This is a genomic window from Shewanella oncorhynchi, from assembly GCF_030848765.1.
GTDB lineage: Bacteria > Pseudomonadota > Gammaproteobacteria > Enterobacterales > Shewanellaceae > Shewanella > Shewanella oncorhynchi.
Window position 1 is genome coordinate 1,547,874 of sequence record NZ_CP132914.1, and the last position, 18,666, is coordinate 1,566,539.

General features: G+C 46.1%; 12 protein-coding genes. 7 read left to right on the plus strand and 5 right to left on the minus strand.

What is annotated here, in order from left to right; translation table 11 throughout:
- Nucleotides 1-151 precede the first annotated feature (151 nt).
- From purL to cydX, 4 genes are all read left to right on the plus strand, one after another.
- Nucleotides 152-4,033 carry a phosphoribosylformylglycinamidine synthase gene (gene purL / locus RA178_RS07050; protein ID WP_306685401.1) on the plus strand — a complete coding sequence of 1,294 codons (3,882 nt, stop codon included), beginning with the start codon at nucleotides 152-154 and terminating at the stop codon, nucleotides 4,031-4,033.
- A gap of 1,271 nt (nucleotides 4,034-5,304) precedes the next feature.
- Entirely contained in the window at nucleotides 5,305-6,861 is a 1,557-nt protein-coding gene (locus RA178_RS07055; RefSeq protein ID WP_028761244.1) for a cytochrome ubiquinol oxidase subunit I, read from the plus strand.
- Between the two features lie 15 nt (nucleotides 6,862-6,876).
- Nucleotides 6,877-8,016, plus strand: coding sequence for a cytochrome d ubiquinol oxidase subunit II (gene cydB / locus RA178_RS07060; protein WP_028761243.1), 1,140 nt, complete (start codon nucleotides 6,877-6,879; stop codon nucleotides 8,014-8,016).
- A 19-nt stretch (nucleotides 8,017-8,035) separates the two neighbouring features.
- Nucleotides 8,036-8,152 carry a cytochrome bd-I oxidase subunit CydX gene (cydX, locus tag RA178_RS07065; protein ID WP_011788717.1) on the plus strand — a complete coding sequence of 39 codons (117 nt, stop codon included), beginning with the start codon at nucleotides 8,036-8,038 and terminating at the stop codon, nucleotides 8,150-8,152.
- A 618-nt stretch (nucleotides 8,153-8,770) separates the two neighbouring features.
- On the opposite strand, the gene RA178_RS07070 is transcribed toward cydX, so the two are convergent.
- On the minus strand, nucleotides 8,771-10,774 hold the full coding sequence (locus RA178_RS07070) for a methyl-accepting chemotaxis protein (RefSeq protein ID WP_306685017.1): 2,004 nt from the start codon (nucleotides 10,772-10,774) through the stop codon (nucleotides 8,771-8,773).
- 260 nt (nucleotides 10,775-11,034) lie between these two features.
- Here RA178_RS07070 and RA178_RS07075 point away from each other — a divergent pair, with 260 nt between their 5' ends.
- Complete coding sequence (locus tag RA178_RS07075; protein WP_105251903.1) at nucleotides 11,035-11,280, plus strand: HP1242/YdcH family protein; 246 nt, start codon at nucleotides 11,035-11,037, stop codon at nucleotides 11,278-11,280.
- On the opposite strand, the gene RA178_RS07080 is transcribed toward RA178_RS07075, so the two are convergent.
- Both RA178_RS07080 and RA178_RS07085 read right to left on the minus strand, forming a co-directional pair.
- Nucleotides 11,265-14,345 carry an efflux RND transporter permease subunit gene (locus RA178_RS07080; protein ID WP_306685018.1) on the minus strand — a complete coding sequence of 1,027 codons (3,081 nt, stop codon included), beginning with the start codon at nucleotides 14,343-14,345 and terminating at the stop codon, nucleotides 11,265-11,267. The two genes, RA178_RS07075 and RA178_RS07080, sit on opposite strands and share 16 nt — an antisense overlap.
- A gap of 2 nt (nucleotides 14,346-14,347) precedes the next feature.
- On the minus strand, nucleotides 14,348-15,454 hold the full coding sequence (locus RA178_RS07085) for an efflux RND transporter periplasmic adaptor subunit (RefSeq protein WP_306685019.1): 1,107 nt from the start codon (nucleotides 15,452-15,454) through the stop codon (nucleotides 14,348-14,350).
- 139 nt (nucleotides 15,455-15,593) lie between these two features.
- On the opposite strand from RA178_RS07085, the gene RA178_RS07090 reads away from it, so the two are divergent.
- Nucleotides 15,594-16,223 (plus strand): TetR/AcrR family transcriptional regulator, encoded by a 630-nt coding sequence (locus RA178_RS07090; protein WP_131523683.1) that lies wholly within the window; start codon nucleotides 15,594-15,596, stop codon nucleotides 16,221-16,223.
- A 120-nt stretch (nucleotides 16,224-16,343) separates the two neighbouring features.
- Nucleotides 16,344-17,288 carry a DUF6268 family outer membrane beta-barrel protein gene (locus tag RA178_RS07095; protein WP_173497630.1) on the plus strand — a complete coding sequence of 315 codons (945 nt, stop codon included), beginning with the start codon at nucleotides 16,344-16,346 and terminating at the stop codon, nucleotides 17,286-17,288.
- Nucleotides 17,289-17,300: 12 nt separating this feature from the next.
- Here the strand turns inward: RA178_RS07095 and RA178_RS07100 are convergent, their stop codons facing one another.
- Together RA178_RS07100 and RA178_RS07105 are read right to left on the minus strand one after the other, a co-directional pair.
- Nucleotides 17,301-17,861, minus strand: a complete 561-nt coding sequence (locus RA178_RS07100; protein ID WP_263142329.1) for a chalcone isomerase family protein — start codon at nucleotides 17,859-17,861, stop codon at nucleotides 17,301-17,303.
- A 290-nt stretch (nucleotides 17,862-18,151) separates the two neighbouring features.
- Nucleotides 18,152-18,631, minus strand: a complete 480-nt coding sequence (locus tag RA178_RS07105) for a DUF2947 domain-containing protein (protein WP_028761235.1) — start codon at nucleotides 18,629-18,631, stop codon at nucleotides 18,152-18,154.
- Nucleotides 18,632-18,666 lie beyond the last annotated feature (35 nt).

Consider the following 18,666-nt stretch of genomic DNA (forward strand, 5'->3'; position numbering starts at 1 on the left):
GGGGGAAAGTACAGCCGACACAATACTGGGCTTTTTATATCACAGGAAACACTGTTTTGCGTAAGGTCGCAGGTGATTTGTGACAGACATTTCCTTATAATAGCGCCACCTCTGACCCCTGCAATAATAAATAATAAGGTGAATAGACGTGATGGAGATCATCCGCGGAGCCCCTGCACTCTCGACGTTTAGGGTGCAAAAGCTGATGGAGGCCTGCGAAAACGCGGCGCTTCCGGTACGCCAAATCTATGCTGAGTATGTCCATTTAGCGGATTTGAGCGAGTTGCTCGACACAAATGAACGCCAGCAACTTGAAAAAATTCTCACCTATGGACCTGCGATAGAAGCTCATATCCCCCAAGGTTCACTCCTGTTTGTCACTCCTCGCCCCGGTACTATTTCTCCTTGGTCTTCAAAAGCCACTGACATCGCGCACAATTGTGGCCTTGGTAAAGTGAAGCGTTTGGAGCGAGGCGTTGCGTATTATGTCGAGTCAGATGCACTGACAGCGCTTCAGCAACAAGCCTTAAATGCGTTGCTGCACGATCGTATGGTTGAAATTATCCTTGATGATTTTGCTAAAGCCGATGTGCTGTTCAAACGCACTGAGCCTGCGCCGTTTAAGAGCGTCAATATTCTTGCCGAAGGTCGCCGTGCACTTGAAGTGGCCAACACTGAATTGGGGCTAGCCTTAGCCGAAGATGAAATCGACTATTTAGTCGAGAACTTCGTCCGTTTAGGCCGCAATCCCCATGACATCGAATTGATGATGTTTGCTCAGGCGAACTCTGAGCATTGTCGTCATAAGATTTTTAACGCAGATTGGACCATTGACGGTGAAGTTCAGCCTAAGTCACTGTTCAAGATGATCAAGAACACCTTTGAAACCACGCCTGATCACGTGTTATCTGCCTACAAAGATAACGCTGCTGTGATGGAAGGTTCGGTTGCGGGTCGTTTCTTCCCCGATCCTGATGGGGTATATAACTACCACACTGAACCTATGCACATCCTGATGAAAGTGGAAACCCACAACCATCCAACCGCCATCAGCCCATATCCTGGCGCTGCAACCGGTTCGGGTGGTGAAATCCGTGATGAAGGCGCGACAGGCCGTGGTTCTAAACCTAAAGCGGGTTTAACAGGCTTTAGTGTATCCAATTTAAAAATCCCGGGTTTTGTTCAACCATGGGAAGGTAACTATGGCAAGCCAGAACGTATCGTGAGCGCGCTGGACATCATGACCGAAGGACCACTCGGCGGCGCGGCATTTAACAACGAGTTTGGTCGTCCGGCATTGGTCGGTTATTTCCGTACCTATGAGCAGGAAGTCAGCAGCCACAACGGTGTTGAAGTCCGTGGTTACCACAAGCCCATTATGTTGGCCGGTGGTTTAGGTAACATTCGTGAAGAACACGTACAAAAGGGCGAAATCACCGTTGGCGCTAAGCTGATTGTGCTCGGTGGCCCTGCGATGAACATTGGTTTGGGCGGCGGCGCTGCTTCGTCTATGGCATCGGGTCAATCGAGTGAAGATCTCGACTTTGCTTCTGTGCAACGTGAAAACCCAGAAATGGAACGTCGTTGTCAGGAGGTGATTGACCGCTGTTGGCAGCTTGGCGATAAAAACCCTATCCAATTTATCCACGATGTGGGCGCGGGCGGTTTGTCGAACGCTTTCCCTGAGCTCGTGAATGACGGTGAGCGCGGTGGTTTGTTTAATCTGCGTAATGTGCCTTCGGATGAGCCTGGCATGAGCCCGCTGGAAATCTGGTGTAACGAATCACAAGAACGTTATGTGATGTCAGTTGCCCCTGAAAACCTCGCGCTATTTACTGCCATCTGTGAGCGTGAGCGCGCACCGTTTGCGGTTGTGGGTGAAGCGACAGCGGAGAAACACCTGACGCTTAGCGATAGCCATTTCGACAATAATCCTATCGATTTACCGCTCGAAGTCTTATTAGGCAAAGCGCCTAAGATGAGCCGCGATGTGGTATCGGCCAAAGCCGTATCGCCAGCGCTCGAACAAAACAAGATTGATGTTAAAGAAGCGGTTAAACGCGTACTGAGCTTGCCTACAGTCGCAGATAAAACCTTCCTTATCACTATTGGCGACCGCACAGTTACAGGTTTAGTTAACCGTGACCAAATGGTTGGTCCATGGCAAGTGCCTGTGGCCGATTGCGCTGTGACTGCGGCAAGCTTTGATACCTACGCCGGTGAAGCTATGTCACTGGGTGAACGTACACCGCTAGCGCTACTAGACTTTGGCGCCTCTGCCCGTATGGCTGTGGCTGAGTCAATCATGAACATCGCTGGTGCCGATATCGGTTCATTTAAGCGTATTAAGCTTTCTGCCAACTGGATGTCTGCCGCGGGTCACCCTGGTGAAGATGCGGGTCTTTATGAAGCGGTGAAAGCCGTAGGTGAAGAATTGTGTCCAGAGCTGAGCCTGACCATTCCGGTCGGTAAAGACTCTATGTCGATGAAGACTGCATGGCAGCAAGATGGCGCGGATAAAACCGTGACGTCGCCTATGTCATTGGTCATTACCGCCTTTGGTGTGGTGCAAGATATTCGCAATACAGTGACGCCAGAGCTACGCACAGATAAAGGCGAAACGTCTTTACTGTTAGTGGATTTAGGTGCGGGCAAAAATCGTTTAGGCGGTTCTTGTTTAGCCCAAGTGTTTGGTGAGCTGGGTGATATTGCGCCGGATCTTGACGATGCTGCACTGCTGCGCGGTTTCTTCGAAACGATGCAAAATCTGGTGGCTAAGAAGTCGGTTATCGCTTACCACGACCGTAGCGACGGTGGTTTATTCACTACCTTAGTGGAAATGGCTTTTGCCGGTAATACAGGTTTAGACATAGATGTAGAAGACTTGCAGGGCACTGATTTAGAACGACTCTTTAATGAGGAGCTCGGCGCTGTGCTGCAAGTGAGCCGTGACAATGCTGCGAAAATTGCCGCTCAGTTCGCTATCGCTGGCGTGCCTTGCCATGTGATCGGAACTCTAGCCGACGATCAACGCATCACCATTAAAGATGGCGCGCGTGAAATCTTCAGTGATACCCGTGTAGCGCTGCGTACTGTGTGGTCAGAAACCACATATCGTATGCAAGCTCTGCGTGATAACCCAGCGTGCGCGCTTGAAGAGTTCAAACTTAAGCAAGACGAAACCGATTTAGGCTTAACCGTTAACTTAAGTTTTGATCCAAGCACTGATGTTGCCGCGCCTTATATTCTTAAGGGCGCTGCGCCTAAGATGGCGATTTTGCGTGAGCAGGGCGTTAACTCCCACGTAGAAATGGCCGCTGCTTTTGATCGTGCCGGATTTGAAAGCCGCGACGTACACATGTCGGATATTTTATCTGGCCGTATCAGCCTAGGTGAGTTCCAAGGCCTAGTGGCCTGTGGTGGCTTCTCCTACGGTGATGTATTAGGCGCAGGTGAGGGTTGGGCTAAGTCGATTCTGTTTAATGAGCGAGCTCGCGATGAGTTTTCTCGTTTCTTTGAACGTGACTCAAGCTTTGCCCTTGGCGTGTGTAATGGCTGTCAAATGCTGTCAAACCTGAAAGAAATCATTCCAGGAAGCGAGCATTGGCCACGTTTTGTGCGTAACCGCTCAGAGCGTTTTGAAGCGCGTTTCAGCTTAGTTGAAGTGCAACAGAGCCCGTCGTTATTCTTCCAAGGTATGGCAGGTTCACGTATGCCCATTGCTGTATCCCACGGTGAAGGTTTGGCTGAGTTTGCTAGCCCTGAAGCGCTGGCGATTGCCGAAGCGTCAGGCACGATTGCGCTGCGTTTTGTCAATGGTAAGGGGGATATTGCGACTCAGTATCCACAAAACCCGAACGGCTCGCCAAATGGCTTGACTGGGATTTGTACCACAGATGGCCGCGTAACCTTGATGATGCCGCACCCCGAACGTGTGTTCAGAACAGTGGCTAACTCTTGGCATCCAGATGCTTGGGGTGAAGATAGCCCTTGGATGCGTATGTTCCGTAATGCACGAGTGACCTTAGGTTAAGCGTTTAAAGTCAACGGCTTTTGCCTTTGTTGAGGGGTAAAAGCAGGTTAATGAAAGCGTAAAAAAGGAGCGATAATTTCGCTCCTTTTTTTATATATAAAATGCATTTTATGGAAGTGATTGTATTTCAAATTATTAACGCTTATTGCAAATAATCTAATGGACTAAAGTGGCAAAATAGCCACTTTAATCGGTAAATACCTATTAATAGGTATGTTGCGCATTTGATACGGGGCGTGGTGTTTTATGGGGTTCTGGAGTTGTTGGGGGATGCTAGGGTCTTAATATAGAAAAAGCCCCCAATCTCAGGGAGATGGGGGCCCGTTTTGCGCTAACAAAACTTCACATAAATGCAATCAATTTCACGAGTAATTCTGGGGATTATTTCAGCTCATTAGCTGTATAAAGTTCAACAAAAACACGCTTGTAGCTGTTAACCAGACGTTCAAATAATTTAGTCATATCGATATCTCCACACCAAAAGTTAGTACCTATGTGCGCGAAGTTGGTCTTGGCTGGGCTACGACACCAGTTCTACCAAATTGTCTCCTTAACACAGGACATATATTAAACAACTTAGGTTAGCTTCTCAAACGAGAAAAAATACAAATATTCATTATTAAAACTAATGTATTTTAGAGTGTGTTATTGTGATTTTTTATATTTATATGTATTTATATTTGATTTTAAAGGTTTTAAATCATGGATCACTTGAATTTGTGACAATATTTTTTAGTTAATTTGTTGCAGTATTATTTATTTATTGGTTTTTTGATGATTAGAGCTGATTTTTGCTTCCTAGTTAGTGAAAGTATAACTTTATATCAATTAATGGTTGCTCACTACTCTTGTTTTTATCGATTGTCAATCCTCTCTGGTGGGGAAGTGTGTGCCTCACCGCAAAACCCACCTAAACCCCTGAGTTTGATTGATTTGCATCAAAGCGAGGTGGTATAAAATAGCCACAAATGAAAATGAATAAATATCTTAACTATCTGATATTTATATCGATGAAATCATTTGATTGAGTGAGTGGTAGGGTGTCGGTCTCAGTTACTTGCGATAGTGTGACTCGCGTCTCAATATGCAACAGATATTGGTACTTTTTAGCCCTTGCTGCTTCGAACTAATGCAAAAGATTAAATTTAACGGTTTATACTGTTGTCGCAGATATAAACACAAAATGAAAACTCACTATCCTACAAAGGCACTTGCTGTGATTGACGCGGGTTATGTCATAGCAATTGGACGCACCAAGTAAGGAGTCACCGATGATTGTTGAAGAGGTTGTTGAGCTATCGCGGTTGCAGTTTGCGCTGACAGCCATGTATCACTTCCTATTTGTTCCCTTGACTTTGGGGTTGGCATTTTTGCTGGCTATCATGGAATCACTGTATGTGATGACTGATAAACAAATTTATAAAGATATGACTAAGTTCTGGGGTAAGTTATTTGGTATTAACTTTGCCTTGGGGGTTACCACAGGTTTGGCAATGGAATTCCAGTTTGGTACTAACTGGTCTTACTATTCGCATTACGTAGGGGACATCTTTGGTGCGCCTCTGGCTATTGAAGGTTTAATGGCCTTCTTCCTTGAATCTACCTTCGTGGGTATGTTCTTCTTCGGTTGGGATCGTTTCACTAAGCGTCAGCATTTAGTCGTGACTTGGTTAGTGGCCTTTGGTTCTAACATGTCGGCATTGTGGATCCTAGTGGCAAACGGTTGGATGCAAAACCCTGTGGGTTCAGTGTTCAACTACGAAACCATGCGTATGGAAATGACCAGCTTCGCTGAAGTTGTGTTTAACCCTGTCGCGCAGGTTAAGTTTGTTCACACCGTCGCTTCGGGTTATGTGGCGGGTGCCATGTTTGTACTGGCGATCAGTGCTTATTACATCCTCAAGAAACGTGACTTACCTTTTGCTCGTCGCTCATTCGCGATTGCGGCAAGCTTTGGTATGGCGGCGATTCTGTCGGTTATCGTGTTAGGTGACGAATCTGGCTATAAAGTGGGTGAAGCACAGCGCGTTAAGTTAGCAGCGATTGAAGCTGAGTGGCATACAGAGCCTGCTCCAGCGGCCTTTACTGCTGTCGGTTTTCCGAATCAAGAAACCATGAAAACAGATTTTGCAGTCAAAATTCCTTATGCGATGGGTATAGTGGCAACACGCTCGTTGGATGAAGAAGTGACTGGTATTCATGACTTGATTGCTGAGCATGAAGTGCGTATCCGTAACGGTATGAAAGCCTATGCCATGCTAGTGAAACTGCGTGCGGGTGAAGAAACGCCTGAACTACGTGCTGCTTTTGAAGAAGCGAAAGTCGACTTAGGCTACGGTTTCTTACTGAAACGCTACACAGACAAAGTGGTCGATGCGACTGAAGAGCAAATTAAAGCAGCAGCTAAAGATTCTATCCCGAACGTAGCACCGATTTTCTGGAGCTTCCGTGTGATGGTAGGTCTAGGCTTTATCATGTTGTTCGTATTTGCTGCGGCATTCTGGCAAAGCACACGTCATCAAATCGCCGAGAAAAAATGGGTACTTAAAGCTGCACTTTATAGCTTGCCATTGCCTTGGATCGCGATTGAGTGTGGTTGGTTTGTGGCTGAGTATGGTCGTCAACCTTGGACGATTTCTGAGGTACTACCGACCTTTATGTCTGCGTCAAGCTTAACGACTGGCGACTTATGGTTCAGTATCCTTTCTATCACCTTGTTCTACACTGTACTGCTGGTGATTGAGATGTTCTTGATGTTTAAGTTTGCCCGCATTGGTCCGAGCAGTTTGAAAACTGGTCGTTATCATTTCGAGAACCTAGAAGCCTAAGCAGAGGATTTCATTATGTTTGATTATGAAATATTAAGAGTTATCTGGTGGGCTCTGATCGGCGTACTGTTCATCGGATTTGCGGTTACTGATGGTTTTGACATGGGTGTCGGTGCGTTACTGCCAATTATAGGCAAAGACGATACTGAGCGCCGTATCATGGTTAACACTATTGCTCCCCATTGGGACGGCAACCAAGTGTGGTTAATCACAGCAGGCGGTGCGTTATTTGCCGCTTGGCCTATGGTGTATGCAGTGTCTTTCTCTGGCTTCTATGTCGCCATGATGTTAGTGCTGTTTGCCCTCTACATGCGTCCAGTCGGATTCGATTATCGTTCTAAAATCGAAAATCCAAAGTGGCGTAAGTCATGGGATTGGGCCTTGTTTGCCGGTGGTTTTGTGCCACCGCTGATCATAGGCGTGGCCTTTGGTAACTTGTTGCAAGGTGTGCCTTTTGAATTCGACGAGTTCCTACGTGCGACTTATCACGGTGGTCTGTTCGGCCTGTTGAATCCTTTCGGTTTGCTGGCAGGTCTTGTGAGCGTGAGCATGTTTATGATGCAAGGCGCTTCTTGGCTACAAATGAAGACTGACAGTGAGCTGCGTGTTCGTGCTGCGAAAGCCACGCAATTCTTCGCATTGTTAGTGGCTGTGTTGTTTGCTGCTGCGGGTGTGTGGTTAGCCAATGGTATTGATGGTTATGTAGTGACTTCAGTACTGGACCATAATGCGGTTTCTAACCCAGCCATGAAAACCGTCGCAATTGAAGCGGGTGCTTGGCTTGCCAACTATGACAAATACCCCATCACTATGCTGTTCCCTATCTTAGGTGTGGCATTGCCTCTACTAGTGATTTTGGTTAGCCGCTTTAACCGTTCAGGTTTTGCGTTCCTATTTAGCTCACTCACTGTGGCTATGGTGATTTTGACTTGCGGTGCAGCAATGTTCCCATTCGTCATGCCATCATCACTTAACCCTAACGTCAGTTTGACTATGTGGGATGCAACAGCCAGTAAAATGACCTTAGGTGTTATGACTGCTGCTGCCGCGATTTTCGTACCTATAGTGTTGAGCTACACTGTCTGGACTTACTACAAGATGTTTGGTCGTATCGGCCGTAAGCATATTGAAGATAACAAAGCCTCACTCTATTAGGCATTAAGGAGCATCTGCTATGTGGTATTTTACGTGGATATTAGGGGTTTTGTTGGCCTGTTCTTTCGGGATTATCAATGCCCTGTGGCTTGAGAATACAGAGAACATGGACAGATCGGCAGAAGATGCCGAGTAACGTCTAAACTCGATTTAAAAACCTCGCATCAGCGGGGTTTTTTATTGGGATTTTTTGATGGCTGAGGTTATTTTAGTTTGAAGTAGAGCGGCGTTATCGTATTAGGCCACGCAGTTAACTTCGCTGCAGAGTGGTGATGTAACTGCAGCGAATAGGCCTGATGTCATCGCTTTTTGATTGTCTGCAGATGCTTAGTCTGCATGGTTTTAGATATTTTCTCCATTATTCCTTCACGTCAGGCTCCTAAATAAAAGTCCCAAATCCCATTTCTTAAATGTGGCTCCTATCGTTTTGATGTAGTGCTGTTATAAAAATGCCGCCCTGTTAGGGCGGCATTTAACGTTTGATAAAGCACTAACTCTGTATCTAACCTGAACTCGGGATAACGAGTGTCGAAAAATCTAAATTTAACAAATAAAATCAATGGTATAAAATTATTCGTTTAAAGCGAAAAATCTATTTCCTGACTGAATGCGCAGATTTTTGCGCATATCAAGGCGCTCTGTCGTACGCCATAGCGAGCTATGGTTAGACAGAGCAACGCAGAGAGGCCCGAAAAGATGCCTATTCAGCGGCTCTGCTTATCCCGAGCTCAGGTTATCTAAGTCCGTATTTGAGTTAGGCCTTAAACTGGCTTATTTGGCGTTTTAAGGCGGCGGCTAAGGAAGACAGTTCATTGGCAGAATGCACTGTTTCAGTGGCACGGTGCTCGCCTTCGTTAGCGAGTTCGCTGATCTGATGCAAATTGTGGGTTATCTCTTGTGCAACACTGCTTTGCTGCTCAGTAGCCGAGGCTATATTGCGTGAGCTAATCGCGAGTTCGCCAATCCTACGGGTGATTTCCTTCAGTTGTTCACCCGTTGCTTCACCCTGTGTTGCAGATTCCATTCCTAATTGATGACTTTGGCTCATTTGTTCTGTGGTGCTTTTCACTTGAGTTTGCAGCTTTTCAATCGTTTGGCCAATTTCTACAATGGATGACTGGGTCCGCTGGGCGAGAGTTCTCACCTCATCGGCAACGACAGCAAAGCCTCGACCTTGATCGCCTGCGCGCGCCGCTTCAATCGCTGCATTTAATGCGAGTAAATTAGTTTGTTCGGCAATGCTGTTAATGACTTCGGTCACCTTGCTGATCGCTTCACTTTCATGGCTGACTTTTTCAACCGATTGATGACTGTTACTGAGTTGCTGACTGAGTTTGAGTAAATCCTGCACCACTTTCGTCTGTTGGTTTTGACCTTCTTTGGCTGCGGCATCCACTTGCTGGCTTTGAACTGCGCCATCTTGGGCATGATTAGCCACATCACGGATCGAGGTCGACATTTCTTCGATGGCAGTTGCGATTTGATCCGTTTGTAGCATTAGGGCTTGAGCTTCTTCACCATTTTGCTTCGCGATGCTCTGTGCCTTGGAGGCTTGTTGCTCTAGACTCATGACTGAATCCTGCAATGCAATAATCAATTGCCTGAGCTCTGAGGACATAGTTGATACGCTGGTCGTAATTCGATCCACTTCGTTTTGACTCTGTGGTTCTGATGGCGCTAAGTGATGGCTAAAATCGCCACTGCCTAAATTTTCCATATGCACTTGGAGGGAATGCAAAGGTTTGAGTGCGCGAATTAAGACAACTGATAATAGCGCTGTGATCAGCGCGATCCCTGTGATAGCAACGATGGCGTTGATGGTGAGCAATTGCATACTTTCTTCATTAAGCTCACTTGCCTTGACTTGACCCACTAGCACCCAATTCCAGCCCGTCACGGTTTGGCTATAGGCAAACATAGGCTCATTTTTACTATTGCTGTAATGGGATTCCGCATCATTTTGGGTGGCATACGCAACACTTAAGCCATCAAGCATACTTTCGGTGATGATGTCACCTGCGTTGAACTTAGGATGGGCGACTAACACATTGTCTGCTTTGCGTACTAATAGAAAATGGCCACTTTCTTCTAAGGTGATTCTGTTAACTGCTTCTTGTAATTGTTTTAAGGAACTGGTGATGTCGAAACCAATATATAAGATACCAATGACTTTGCCCTGTGTGTCTTTCACTGGACGATAGACTGTCATGTAGTCTTTGCCGAAAAGTTTGGCATAACCTTCGTATTCATTACCGCTGAGCAGCACTTGATAGCCTGGATGTGTTTTGCCAAGGGAAGTACCTAGTGCACGGCTGCCATCGGCTTTTTTGAGCGAAGTCGAAACTCGCATAAAGTCATCGCCATCACGCACAAATACTGTAGCGGTACCGCCAGTTAGATTAGCAAAACGATCGACTTTACTTTTTGATGAGTTCACTTGTTCTTGTTCATGCATTAGGGCTGGAGAGCCTACTCCCATCACATTGACAGTTTTATTTTGCAGACTAAATTGTCCAGGATACATTTCCTTAAAAACATCGGCGTTGCGTCTCGCAAGCTGCAGAAGACTATCGTACTGCAGCTCTAACATGTCTGAAACTGCACGCATTTCAGATTTCATGGCACTGATACCTTTATCTTCTAATACATTTGAAGCGGCTTTATAGGAGACGGTACTCAATACGCCAAAGATGAGAAGAGTAAGAATAAACGCGAGGGCGCCAATTTGTTTTGCAATAGGCCAATTTTTATAATTCATCGTAAGATCCTATAGGTAACGGTTACATCAATGTAGCCTAAGTTTTACTTTGTAGTCTTGATGTGGGTCTAAAACTTCTGCAATTTTAAACTCATTTCGTTGATATTTTTGCAGTTTTAGACTTGGACTCATCAGCTTATTTTGCAGAAATGTTAGCAGATAACATGCCCAAGTACTGGCTGTATTCTGAAGGTATAGACTAAGCTGCTTAAGGTGAATGGAGTTCATAGTGTTAGAACCACATTATAGGAGAAGTGAATATGCTAGGTGAGAATCATGCGTTGGTTTATGAGTTTCCTGATTTTGTCGATCAAATTAAGCATTTAAAAGTCAATAATACTGCCTTTGCGACCATGGCTAGTCGTTACCATGAGCTCGATAATAAAATTAGGGCGCTGGAGTTAACAAAAGTGCCCACCGCCGATGAGCACTTTTTAGCGTTAAAATTAGAGCGATTAAACCTTAAAGATAAACTGTACCAATATCTAGTTCATGATGCGATTTGAGCTTGAATCGCGGATGGGGTGTTTGCCGTACGGGTTTTCATCAGCAGCAAATACATCGTTGGAACCCATACCAGAGAAAGTAAAGTCGTCAGCAGGGTACCGCCCGCGATAGCAATGGCAAAGGGAGGCCAAAACCCGCCGCCAGCAATGATGAGCGGAATAAAACCGCCCACGGTGGTAATAGTCGTTGAGCTGATATGACGGCCACAGCTGCTGACGGTAGACACTATGGTTTCCATATCGCCGAGCCGAGCGCTCGGCATATCTTCTAGTTCGGCCAAGATCACAATCGCAGCGTTAATGGCAAGTCCCATTAATCCAAGCAGTCCTATGATGACCGGGAATCCAAAGGGATAACCAAATACAAACACGGCTAATAGGCCAAGTCCAGCCGATTGTATCGCGCTCAATAGAATAATCGCTGTGAGCCGAAAGGAGTTGAACGACAGCACTACAGTGGCTAATAACAAGGTGACGACCAACATCATATTGGACAGTAAATTACCGACTGCTTCGTTACGCTTAGCACTTTCACCACCGATTTCAATGCGATAACCCGATGGCAACGATAATTGAGCCACTTTATCTTTAACATCATTAAGTACTTGGGCAGGTAATACCCCACTGACGATGTAGGCTTCTATGGTATTAACCCTTTGGCCGTTACGCCTTGGAATGGCGCCGCGGCTCACTTGTACTTCATTGTGGGCGAGGGCGGATAATGCAACAGACTCACCCGAAGGTGTCATTAATTGAATTTCAGAAAGGCGGCTCACCTGCTCGCGACTGTCATCAGCAAGGCGAACTCGTACGGGTAAGGATTCTGTTTGCTCAAGCACGCTACCACCGATAACGCCTGTGGTTGACATTTGGATCTGTTTGGCAATGTCCGTCAGGCTTAACCCACTCATTAGACTGGCATCTTCATTTACCTGTAGCCACAGCTTAGGTGCACCGGCACTTAAGGTTGCACGTGTGTGAAGTACGTCCGGCGTTTGCGCGAGAATATTACGAACTTCGTCGCCCAATGATCGCAAAGTATCTAGATTCGGGCCGAAGATCATTAACTCTACTGGTGCATTAAAGGGCGGGCCTTGCTCGAGTTTTCGTACTAGTACTTGCGCTTCGGGAAAAGCGTTATCAAATTGCTGTTGTAATTCGGGGATTAACTCATTGGCACGCTCAAAGTCAGTCACTTTTACCATGGCCTGTGCATAGTTAGTCGCCCCTTGTTGACGCTGCGTCAGGTTGTAATAAAATGAGGGCGTATTACCGCCGACCACCCAATCGACTTGAGTGATCCCTGTGACTGCGTGGAGTTTTTTATCCATCAACTGCACTTGGTTCAAGGTGTTTTCTAAACTCACATGGGGCGCAAGATAGATTTCAATTTGGAACATGTCCCTGTCCGATGGTGGAAAGAATTGCTCTGTCATCTTACCCGAGGCGAAAAACCCTAATACTGGTGTAATGCCGATAAGCAGCGCGCTGACGATAGGGCGTTTAAGGGCAATTCTCAGGCTCGCTTGAAAATATTGGCTCACTAGCGGGAGGTTGATCCCGTGTTGATACCAGACATCCTGTTTACCTTCATGACTAAAACGTCCCGCGAGCCCTGCAATTAACGTATGGGAAATCACGTAAGAGCCCAGCAGCGCAAACATCACTGACATGGCAATGCCACCGACGAATTCCCCCGCAGCACCGGGCATGAGTACTATGGGCGCAAAAGCCAAAATAGTGGTGATAGTCGATCCCGCTAAGGGCAGCCAAAGGTGGTGTAAGGTTTCGCTCACTGCGGCTAAACGGCTCATTCCTTGCTGACGCCTTTGTGATATGGCATCGACAATCACTATCGCATTGTCCACCATGATCCCAAGGGCGACAACGAGTCCTGTCACCGACATTTGATGTATCGGCAGCCCGATATATTTCATGCACGCCAAGGTAAATAGCGCTGTGAGCGGCAATGAAATCGCCACTATGATGGCGTTTCTTAAGCCTAGGGTGAGGAGTAATACCAGCAAGATGATGACAAATCCTTGCAGCAGGTTAACCACTAGCCCGCCAAGTCGTTCACTGGTGTAACTGTTTTGCTCAAATAGCCATTGGATCTGGATATTGGCGGGGACTTCGCGATTGAGTTCGTCAACGACGTTATTGACTTGTGCTTGCCAAAGATCAACACGGGTATTATCGATCATTCGCACTGCAACCATTACGCCTTGTTCACCATCGACTAACGCTATGCTATCCGCTGGGGTTTGAGCTTGGCGAGTCACAGTGGCTATGTCGCCGAGGCGAATAATTTGCCCTTGGCTATCAATTTTAAGCGGCACTTGGCGAATACGGGTTAAAGAATCAAGCTCGCCGGAGACTTCAACTAAGGCTCGAAATTCACGGTTGTTGATTTCACCGGCAGCAATTTTACTGTCGGCGCCGCTGAGAATATGGGCGATGGACGCAGGAGAGAGCTGTAACTGGCTCATCTTGTTACCATCAAGCTGCACTAGCATTTCTTCGGTCGGTGCGCCGTAAAGTTTGACAAAATCCGTGCCCGATAACAGCCTGAGCCGACTCTGTAATTCTTTTGCGTAGCGGTTTAGCATGTCGACTTGTACGGGCGTATTACTATTCCACACTAAACTTAAGATGGCGGTGTAGGCATAACCAATTTGATCATCGAGTGTGGGAGATTGTATGCCCTCAGGTAAATTAATTTTCGCATCGGCCAATAAATCCCGCGCTCGAGACCATACGGGAGCCGTTTCTTTAACTGTGTCTTTCAATTCTAACTGTATAACTGAAATCCCTGGTCGAGAGGTCGATTGGATCAACTTAATTTCTTCCAAACGCCTGAGCTGGTTTTCAATGACTTCAGTCACTAAGGCTTCTACCCGCTCGGCTGAGGCGCCAGGATAAGGGGTTATCACAGAGGCGAAACGGTTAGTTATGTGGGGATCTTCAGTACGCGGTAGGCTCGATATCGCACCAAAGCCTGCGACAAGTAATAGCGCAATAACGAGGCTGACTAAGCGGCCGTTTTCAACAAAGGCTTTAATCATAATTACCTCGTGGCTGCAGCAATGGGAGATACAGTTTGGCCTACGACCAGCTTATGCAGCCCTTGGCTGACATAGATTTCATTAGGCTGAATCGCGCCTTGAATGTAGGCCATGTCTTGGGTGGTGTAGAGGATTTCCACATCGCGGCGCTCTATGATGGATTGCTGTTCATAGTTTGCGATGACATAGAGATTCCATAATCCGCGAATACTATCCGTCAGTGCGGAAATGGGTACCCAATAGCCCGGTTGCGGGATTTGCTGTTGTTGATGCAGATACGCAATTTCACCGTTAATCACACGGGCATCTCGGGGCAGGCTTATTCTCAGTTGTAGGGTACGACTGATGGGATTGACTTCAGCGCTAATACCGGCAATTTCAGCAGTAAAGGTTTGATCTCGTACACTAACTTGCACTTGCTGTTTGGTGTGAAATTGTTCTGCTAGCGCAACAGGAACACCAATATAAGCTTCAGGATTGATGTTACCCACTAAGGTGAAAATGGGGCTACCCGCGGCAACCACTTCGCCTAAGTTATGTAGCCTTTGGCTTATGGTACCTTCGAAGGGAGCCACTAAAATGGATTTGTCGAGCTTAAGTTGGTTGGCATGCTGCGAGGCAAGTAGACGGTTTTTCGCTGCGGCTAAGCTATTTAATTGTGAGCGGTTTTCATCTAATAGCTGCTCAGAGACATAGCCCGATTTTTTCAATTCTTGATTACGTTTTAGAGTGCTGGTGGCCAGATCAACATCGGCTTGGGTTTGTGCCAGACTTGCTTGGATCTCTTGACGCTCGGCTTCGAGTAGCCGGGTATCTAGAACTGCAAGTATTTGTCCTTGCTTAACTTTACTCCCAGAATCGACCTGTAAATTGTTCAACTTCCCTGCTAGTTCAAAGCCTACACCTGTGGTGTTACCTGCACGTATGGTGCCAGTGAAGGTCTGAAAGTGTTCATAACTTGGGGTCTGGATCAACGCTTGGCTTGTGACTGTGGGTAGCGTGGCTGTCGTAGCGTGTTCAGTCACTTCCTTTTGACAAGCTGTTAATGTTGCTAAAACAAACACGCAGACGCTAAGAGTGCGCCAAGAAAGTCGGGCAGTTCGATCCATTTTAAAGGCTTCCGCTGTAAGTTAAACGTTAATACTATGTAACTAGACTTGCTAGTCTAGTTGCACGAAACTAGACTGTCTAGTCTATTTTGTGCTTAACTAATGCCAATTAATTATGTCTATCCATTTGAGAGTTGATATGACGCATTCCTCTGAGACGCAATTACCTTTGAGCCGTAGTGAACAAAAACGTCAGCAAGTCCTTGTGGCAGCTATTGATTTGTTTTGTCGTCAAGGTTTCCCTCATACCAGTATGGATGAGGTTGCAAAGCTTGCGGGCGTGTCGAAACAAACCGTATATTCCCATTACGGCAGTAAAGATGAATTATTTGTTGCGGCAATTGAATCTAAGTGTGTTGGCCATAATCTTAACGATGATTTGTTAAGTGATCCCACTAAACCAGAATCGGCATTAACCCAATTTGCCTTGCAATTTGGGGAGATGATTGTCAGTCCTGAAGCTATTACCGTATTCAAAGCCTGTGTGGCGCAATCCGAAAGTCATCCTGAAGTGTCGCGATTGTTCTTTGACGCGGGCCCTAAACACATAGTGGGCTTATTGGCGGATTATTTAGTCGCTGTAGAGGCGTTAGGGCAATATCGATTTGGTAATGCTCACCATAGTGCAGTGCGTTTATGTTTAATGTTGTTTGGTGAGCTAAAACTCAAATTAGAATTGGGGTTAGCGGCCGATGAGCTTTTTGACGACAGGAATCATTATATATTGGGTTGTGCTGACATGTTTTTGAGGGCGCATCGGGTAGAGTAAAGGCTTGTTTGTTTCAAAGGTATTAGTTTGTATCTTCATTTTGAAAGTGTGAACCTTTTTATTCAATAGCGCGTATTATGCACAAAAATTTATCCATTATTTTAAATGCAAGGAGCTAGCGTGGCTAATCGAGAACTCGCACCATTAAGCGTAAAACAGCGGTTGCTGAAAGGCAGTTTGTTATTGTTACCGTTAATGAGCTGTGCCGCTATTGCAGCGGATAAACCTTCGCAGGAATACAAACCTTTTAGATTAAGTGTCACACAGATCAGCACCCAAAGCGCCGAGGTAGCTAATGGCAATACTGAGCTACAAAGGGACAGCTTATTACTGAATGCTGGGATGAATGTATCACTGGATAAGCAATGGTCGCTAGGTTTTCGTGTGGGCTATGACCGACTTGATTATGACTGGCGTAACATCACGCTTACTGGCGCAAACAATGTCGCACCGCTGTTTGGCACCGACGGACAGAATTGGGATCATATTAATCGTTACCGTGCCGGAGTGTCGTTAAATTATCGCATGGATAAACATTGGGCCTTCTTTTTAGCGCCGCAGATCCAATATGCCTACGCCGATACTGCATCGGCTAGCCAAGCTCAGAGTTACGGTATTGTGGCATCGGCCATGTATGCATTTGATTCGGGAAACATGATTGGCTTTGGCGTCGCGTATCTTAATGATATCGATGAAGTTCGCACAGTGCCTTATCTTGCCATGCGTTGGCAGATAGATGAACATTGGACACTGGCTAATCCATTCCAAGCTGGTTTTAGTGGTCCAGCAGGACTAGAGCTTAGTTATCAATTCAATCCTGATTGGAATATTGGTTTGGGTAGTTCACGTCGTACTGAGCGATTCCTTATTGAGGATGATGATATTGCTGTAGAAACGAACGAATGGGTGAGTTATCTGCGTGGCGGTTGGCGAGCAACGCCTGCTTTAACCGTAAATCTCTATGCTGGTTATTACTTTGATGGTGAGTTAGAAGTGACAAATCAAGCCGCGCTTGAAATGGATAACCAAGGCGCAGCGGCCTTGGATATCGAATTCAAATTCTAACGTTAATGTCAGTTATTTACCCAGCATGGCCTCTTTGAGGCTTTTCTGGGCTGGCTTATCACCTAGCCAAATTTTTAACAGTGCTTGACGGAACATTTCACCTTCGATGGTGGCTTGTTCCTGACCATTTTTATAGGCCGTCACGCCGCGGGCTTTATTGGCGACTAAGGTAAATTGGTCACCTTCTTTAATTTCTTCCTTAAACAGCGCCATAAAGGTATCTATCTGCGGTTGAATATCGGCGGTGTTTTCTGCCGTCGCTTGCTCAAAACCTTCAGTGATCGCATCGCGCATTTTTTCTGAGGTGATCATGCCTGAGGTAATGTTAAGGCGTATCGCTGCAACTGGTGCATCAATAACCGCTGCAGTGCTACTTAATGCTGCTGGCAAATACAAACTGCCTACATATAAATCCATAAAGAACTTACTGCGAACGCCCGCGCCATTGAGCAGTAATGTTTGGCTATCTAATGTCACTGTCTCGGCGACTTGCACTCCTGAGACTTCTTTGGCCATTAATGTGTGGGGTAATAACAGCGCGCTTGCTAGGGTAAGAGTGGAGAGTAACTTCATAATACACCTCATTTTTCTATTTTAATTATTGGGTTTTAAGCAGATTTTTATGAGTATTTACAGCAAAAAGTTGACCCCAACTTCTCAAATACTCGGCACCGAAAATGGATGTTAATCTAAAGAAGAGGGGAGAGATAGGCTAATTGTGCTTAAGTATCTTTCGAGTATGGCATACTCATCATTAAGTATGAGCATGCCAACAAGATGACTCCTCGCGCTAAACTATTGCGTAAAAGTGTTGGCGTAAAGCTATCGATGGGAAATCATCAGCGTTAAGCGCCCTGTATAAATTATCCGCGAGTGCCTAGCTTGTATTGACCACTCTGTTCGAACATCACCGCTTGTTTCTGTTTTGGCGAGATCAAAATGGGACCGTCGTCAAAGAAAAGAAAACACTTCCAATTGCGGACGAACACATCCCAACGAGTTTCAATAATCTGATATTTTTCATAGCAAAAATACACCGGCGTCTCATCGGGCCATTGTATAAACTCAGCTAACATGGTGGGTAAACTGCTATCTTCACTATCCCAAGCGCTCTGCCAATGATCTGTTTCCACCCAAGCATCAGCCTTCGCCGCCCAGTCTCCCTTAGTAAATTGCTCCGCACGACTACTCTTGTTGCTGATCCATTGGTTCCAGATTTCCATCGCACTTTTATCTGTTAACGGCAGGATGTGCGCCTTGTCCTCGTCGGTGACAGGCAAGTCTTTGTGGTTGAAAATCCACTTACGGCGGTAAGTTTCTAAAGGTATATAGGTATGAGCCAAACAAAATCTCCTAGGATATGCAGATGAGCAATGCT

Coding starts and splice junctions, on each gene's coding strand:
- purL (WP_306685401.1), top strand. CDS start 152: ATGGAGATCATCCGCGGAGCCCCTGCACTCTCGACGTTTAGGGTGCAA.
- RA178_RS07090 (WP_131523683.1), top strand. CDS start 15,594: ATGACGCATTCCTCTGAGACGCAATTACCTTTGAGCCGTAGTGAACAA.
- cydX (WP_011788717.1), top strand. CDS start 8,036: ATGTGGTATTTTACGTGGATATTAGGGGTTTTGTTGGCCTGTTCTTTC.
- RA178_RS07075 (WP_105251903.1), top strand. CDS start 11,035: ATGCTAGGTGAGAATCATGCGTTGGTTTATGAGTTTCCTGATTTTGTC.
- RA178_RS07070 (WP_306685017.1), bottom strand. CDS start 10,774: ATGAATTATAAAAATTGGCCTATTGCAAAACAAATTGGCGCCCTCGCG.
- cydB (WP_028761243.1), top strand. CDS start 6,877: ATGTTTGATTATGAAATATTAAGAGTTATCTGGTGGGCTCTGATCGGC.
- RA178_RS07085 (WP_306685019.1), bottom strand. CDS start 15,454: ATGGATCGAACTGCCCGACTTTCTTGGCGCACTCTTAGCGTCTGCGTG.
- RA178_RS07100 (WP_263142329.1), bottom strand. CDS start 17,861: ATGAAGTTACTCTCCACTCTTACCCTAGCAAGCGCGCTGTTATTACCC.
- RA178_RS07055 (WP_028761244.1), top strand. CDS start 5,305: ATGATTGTTGAAGAGGTTGTTGAGCTATCGCGGTTGCAGTTTGCGCTG.
- RA178_RS07080 (WP_306685018.1), bottom strand. CDS start 14,345: ATGATTAAAGCCTTTGTTGAAAACGGCCGCTTAGTCAGCCTCGTTATT.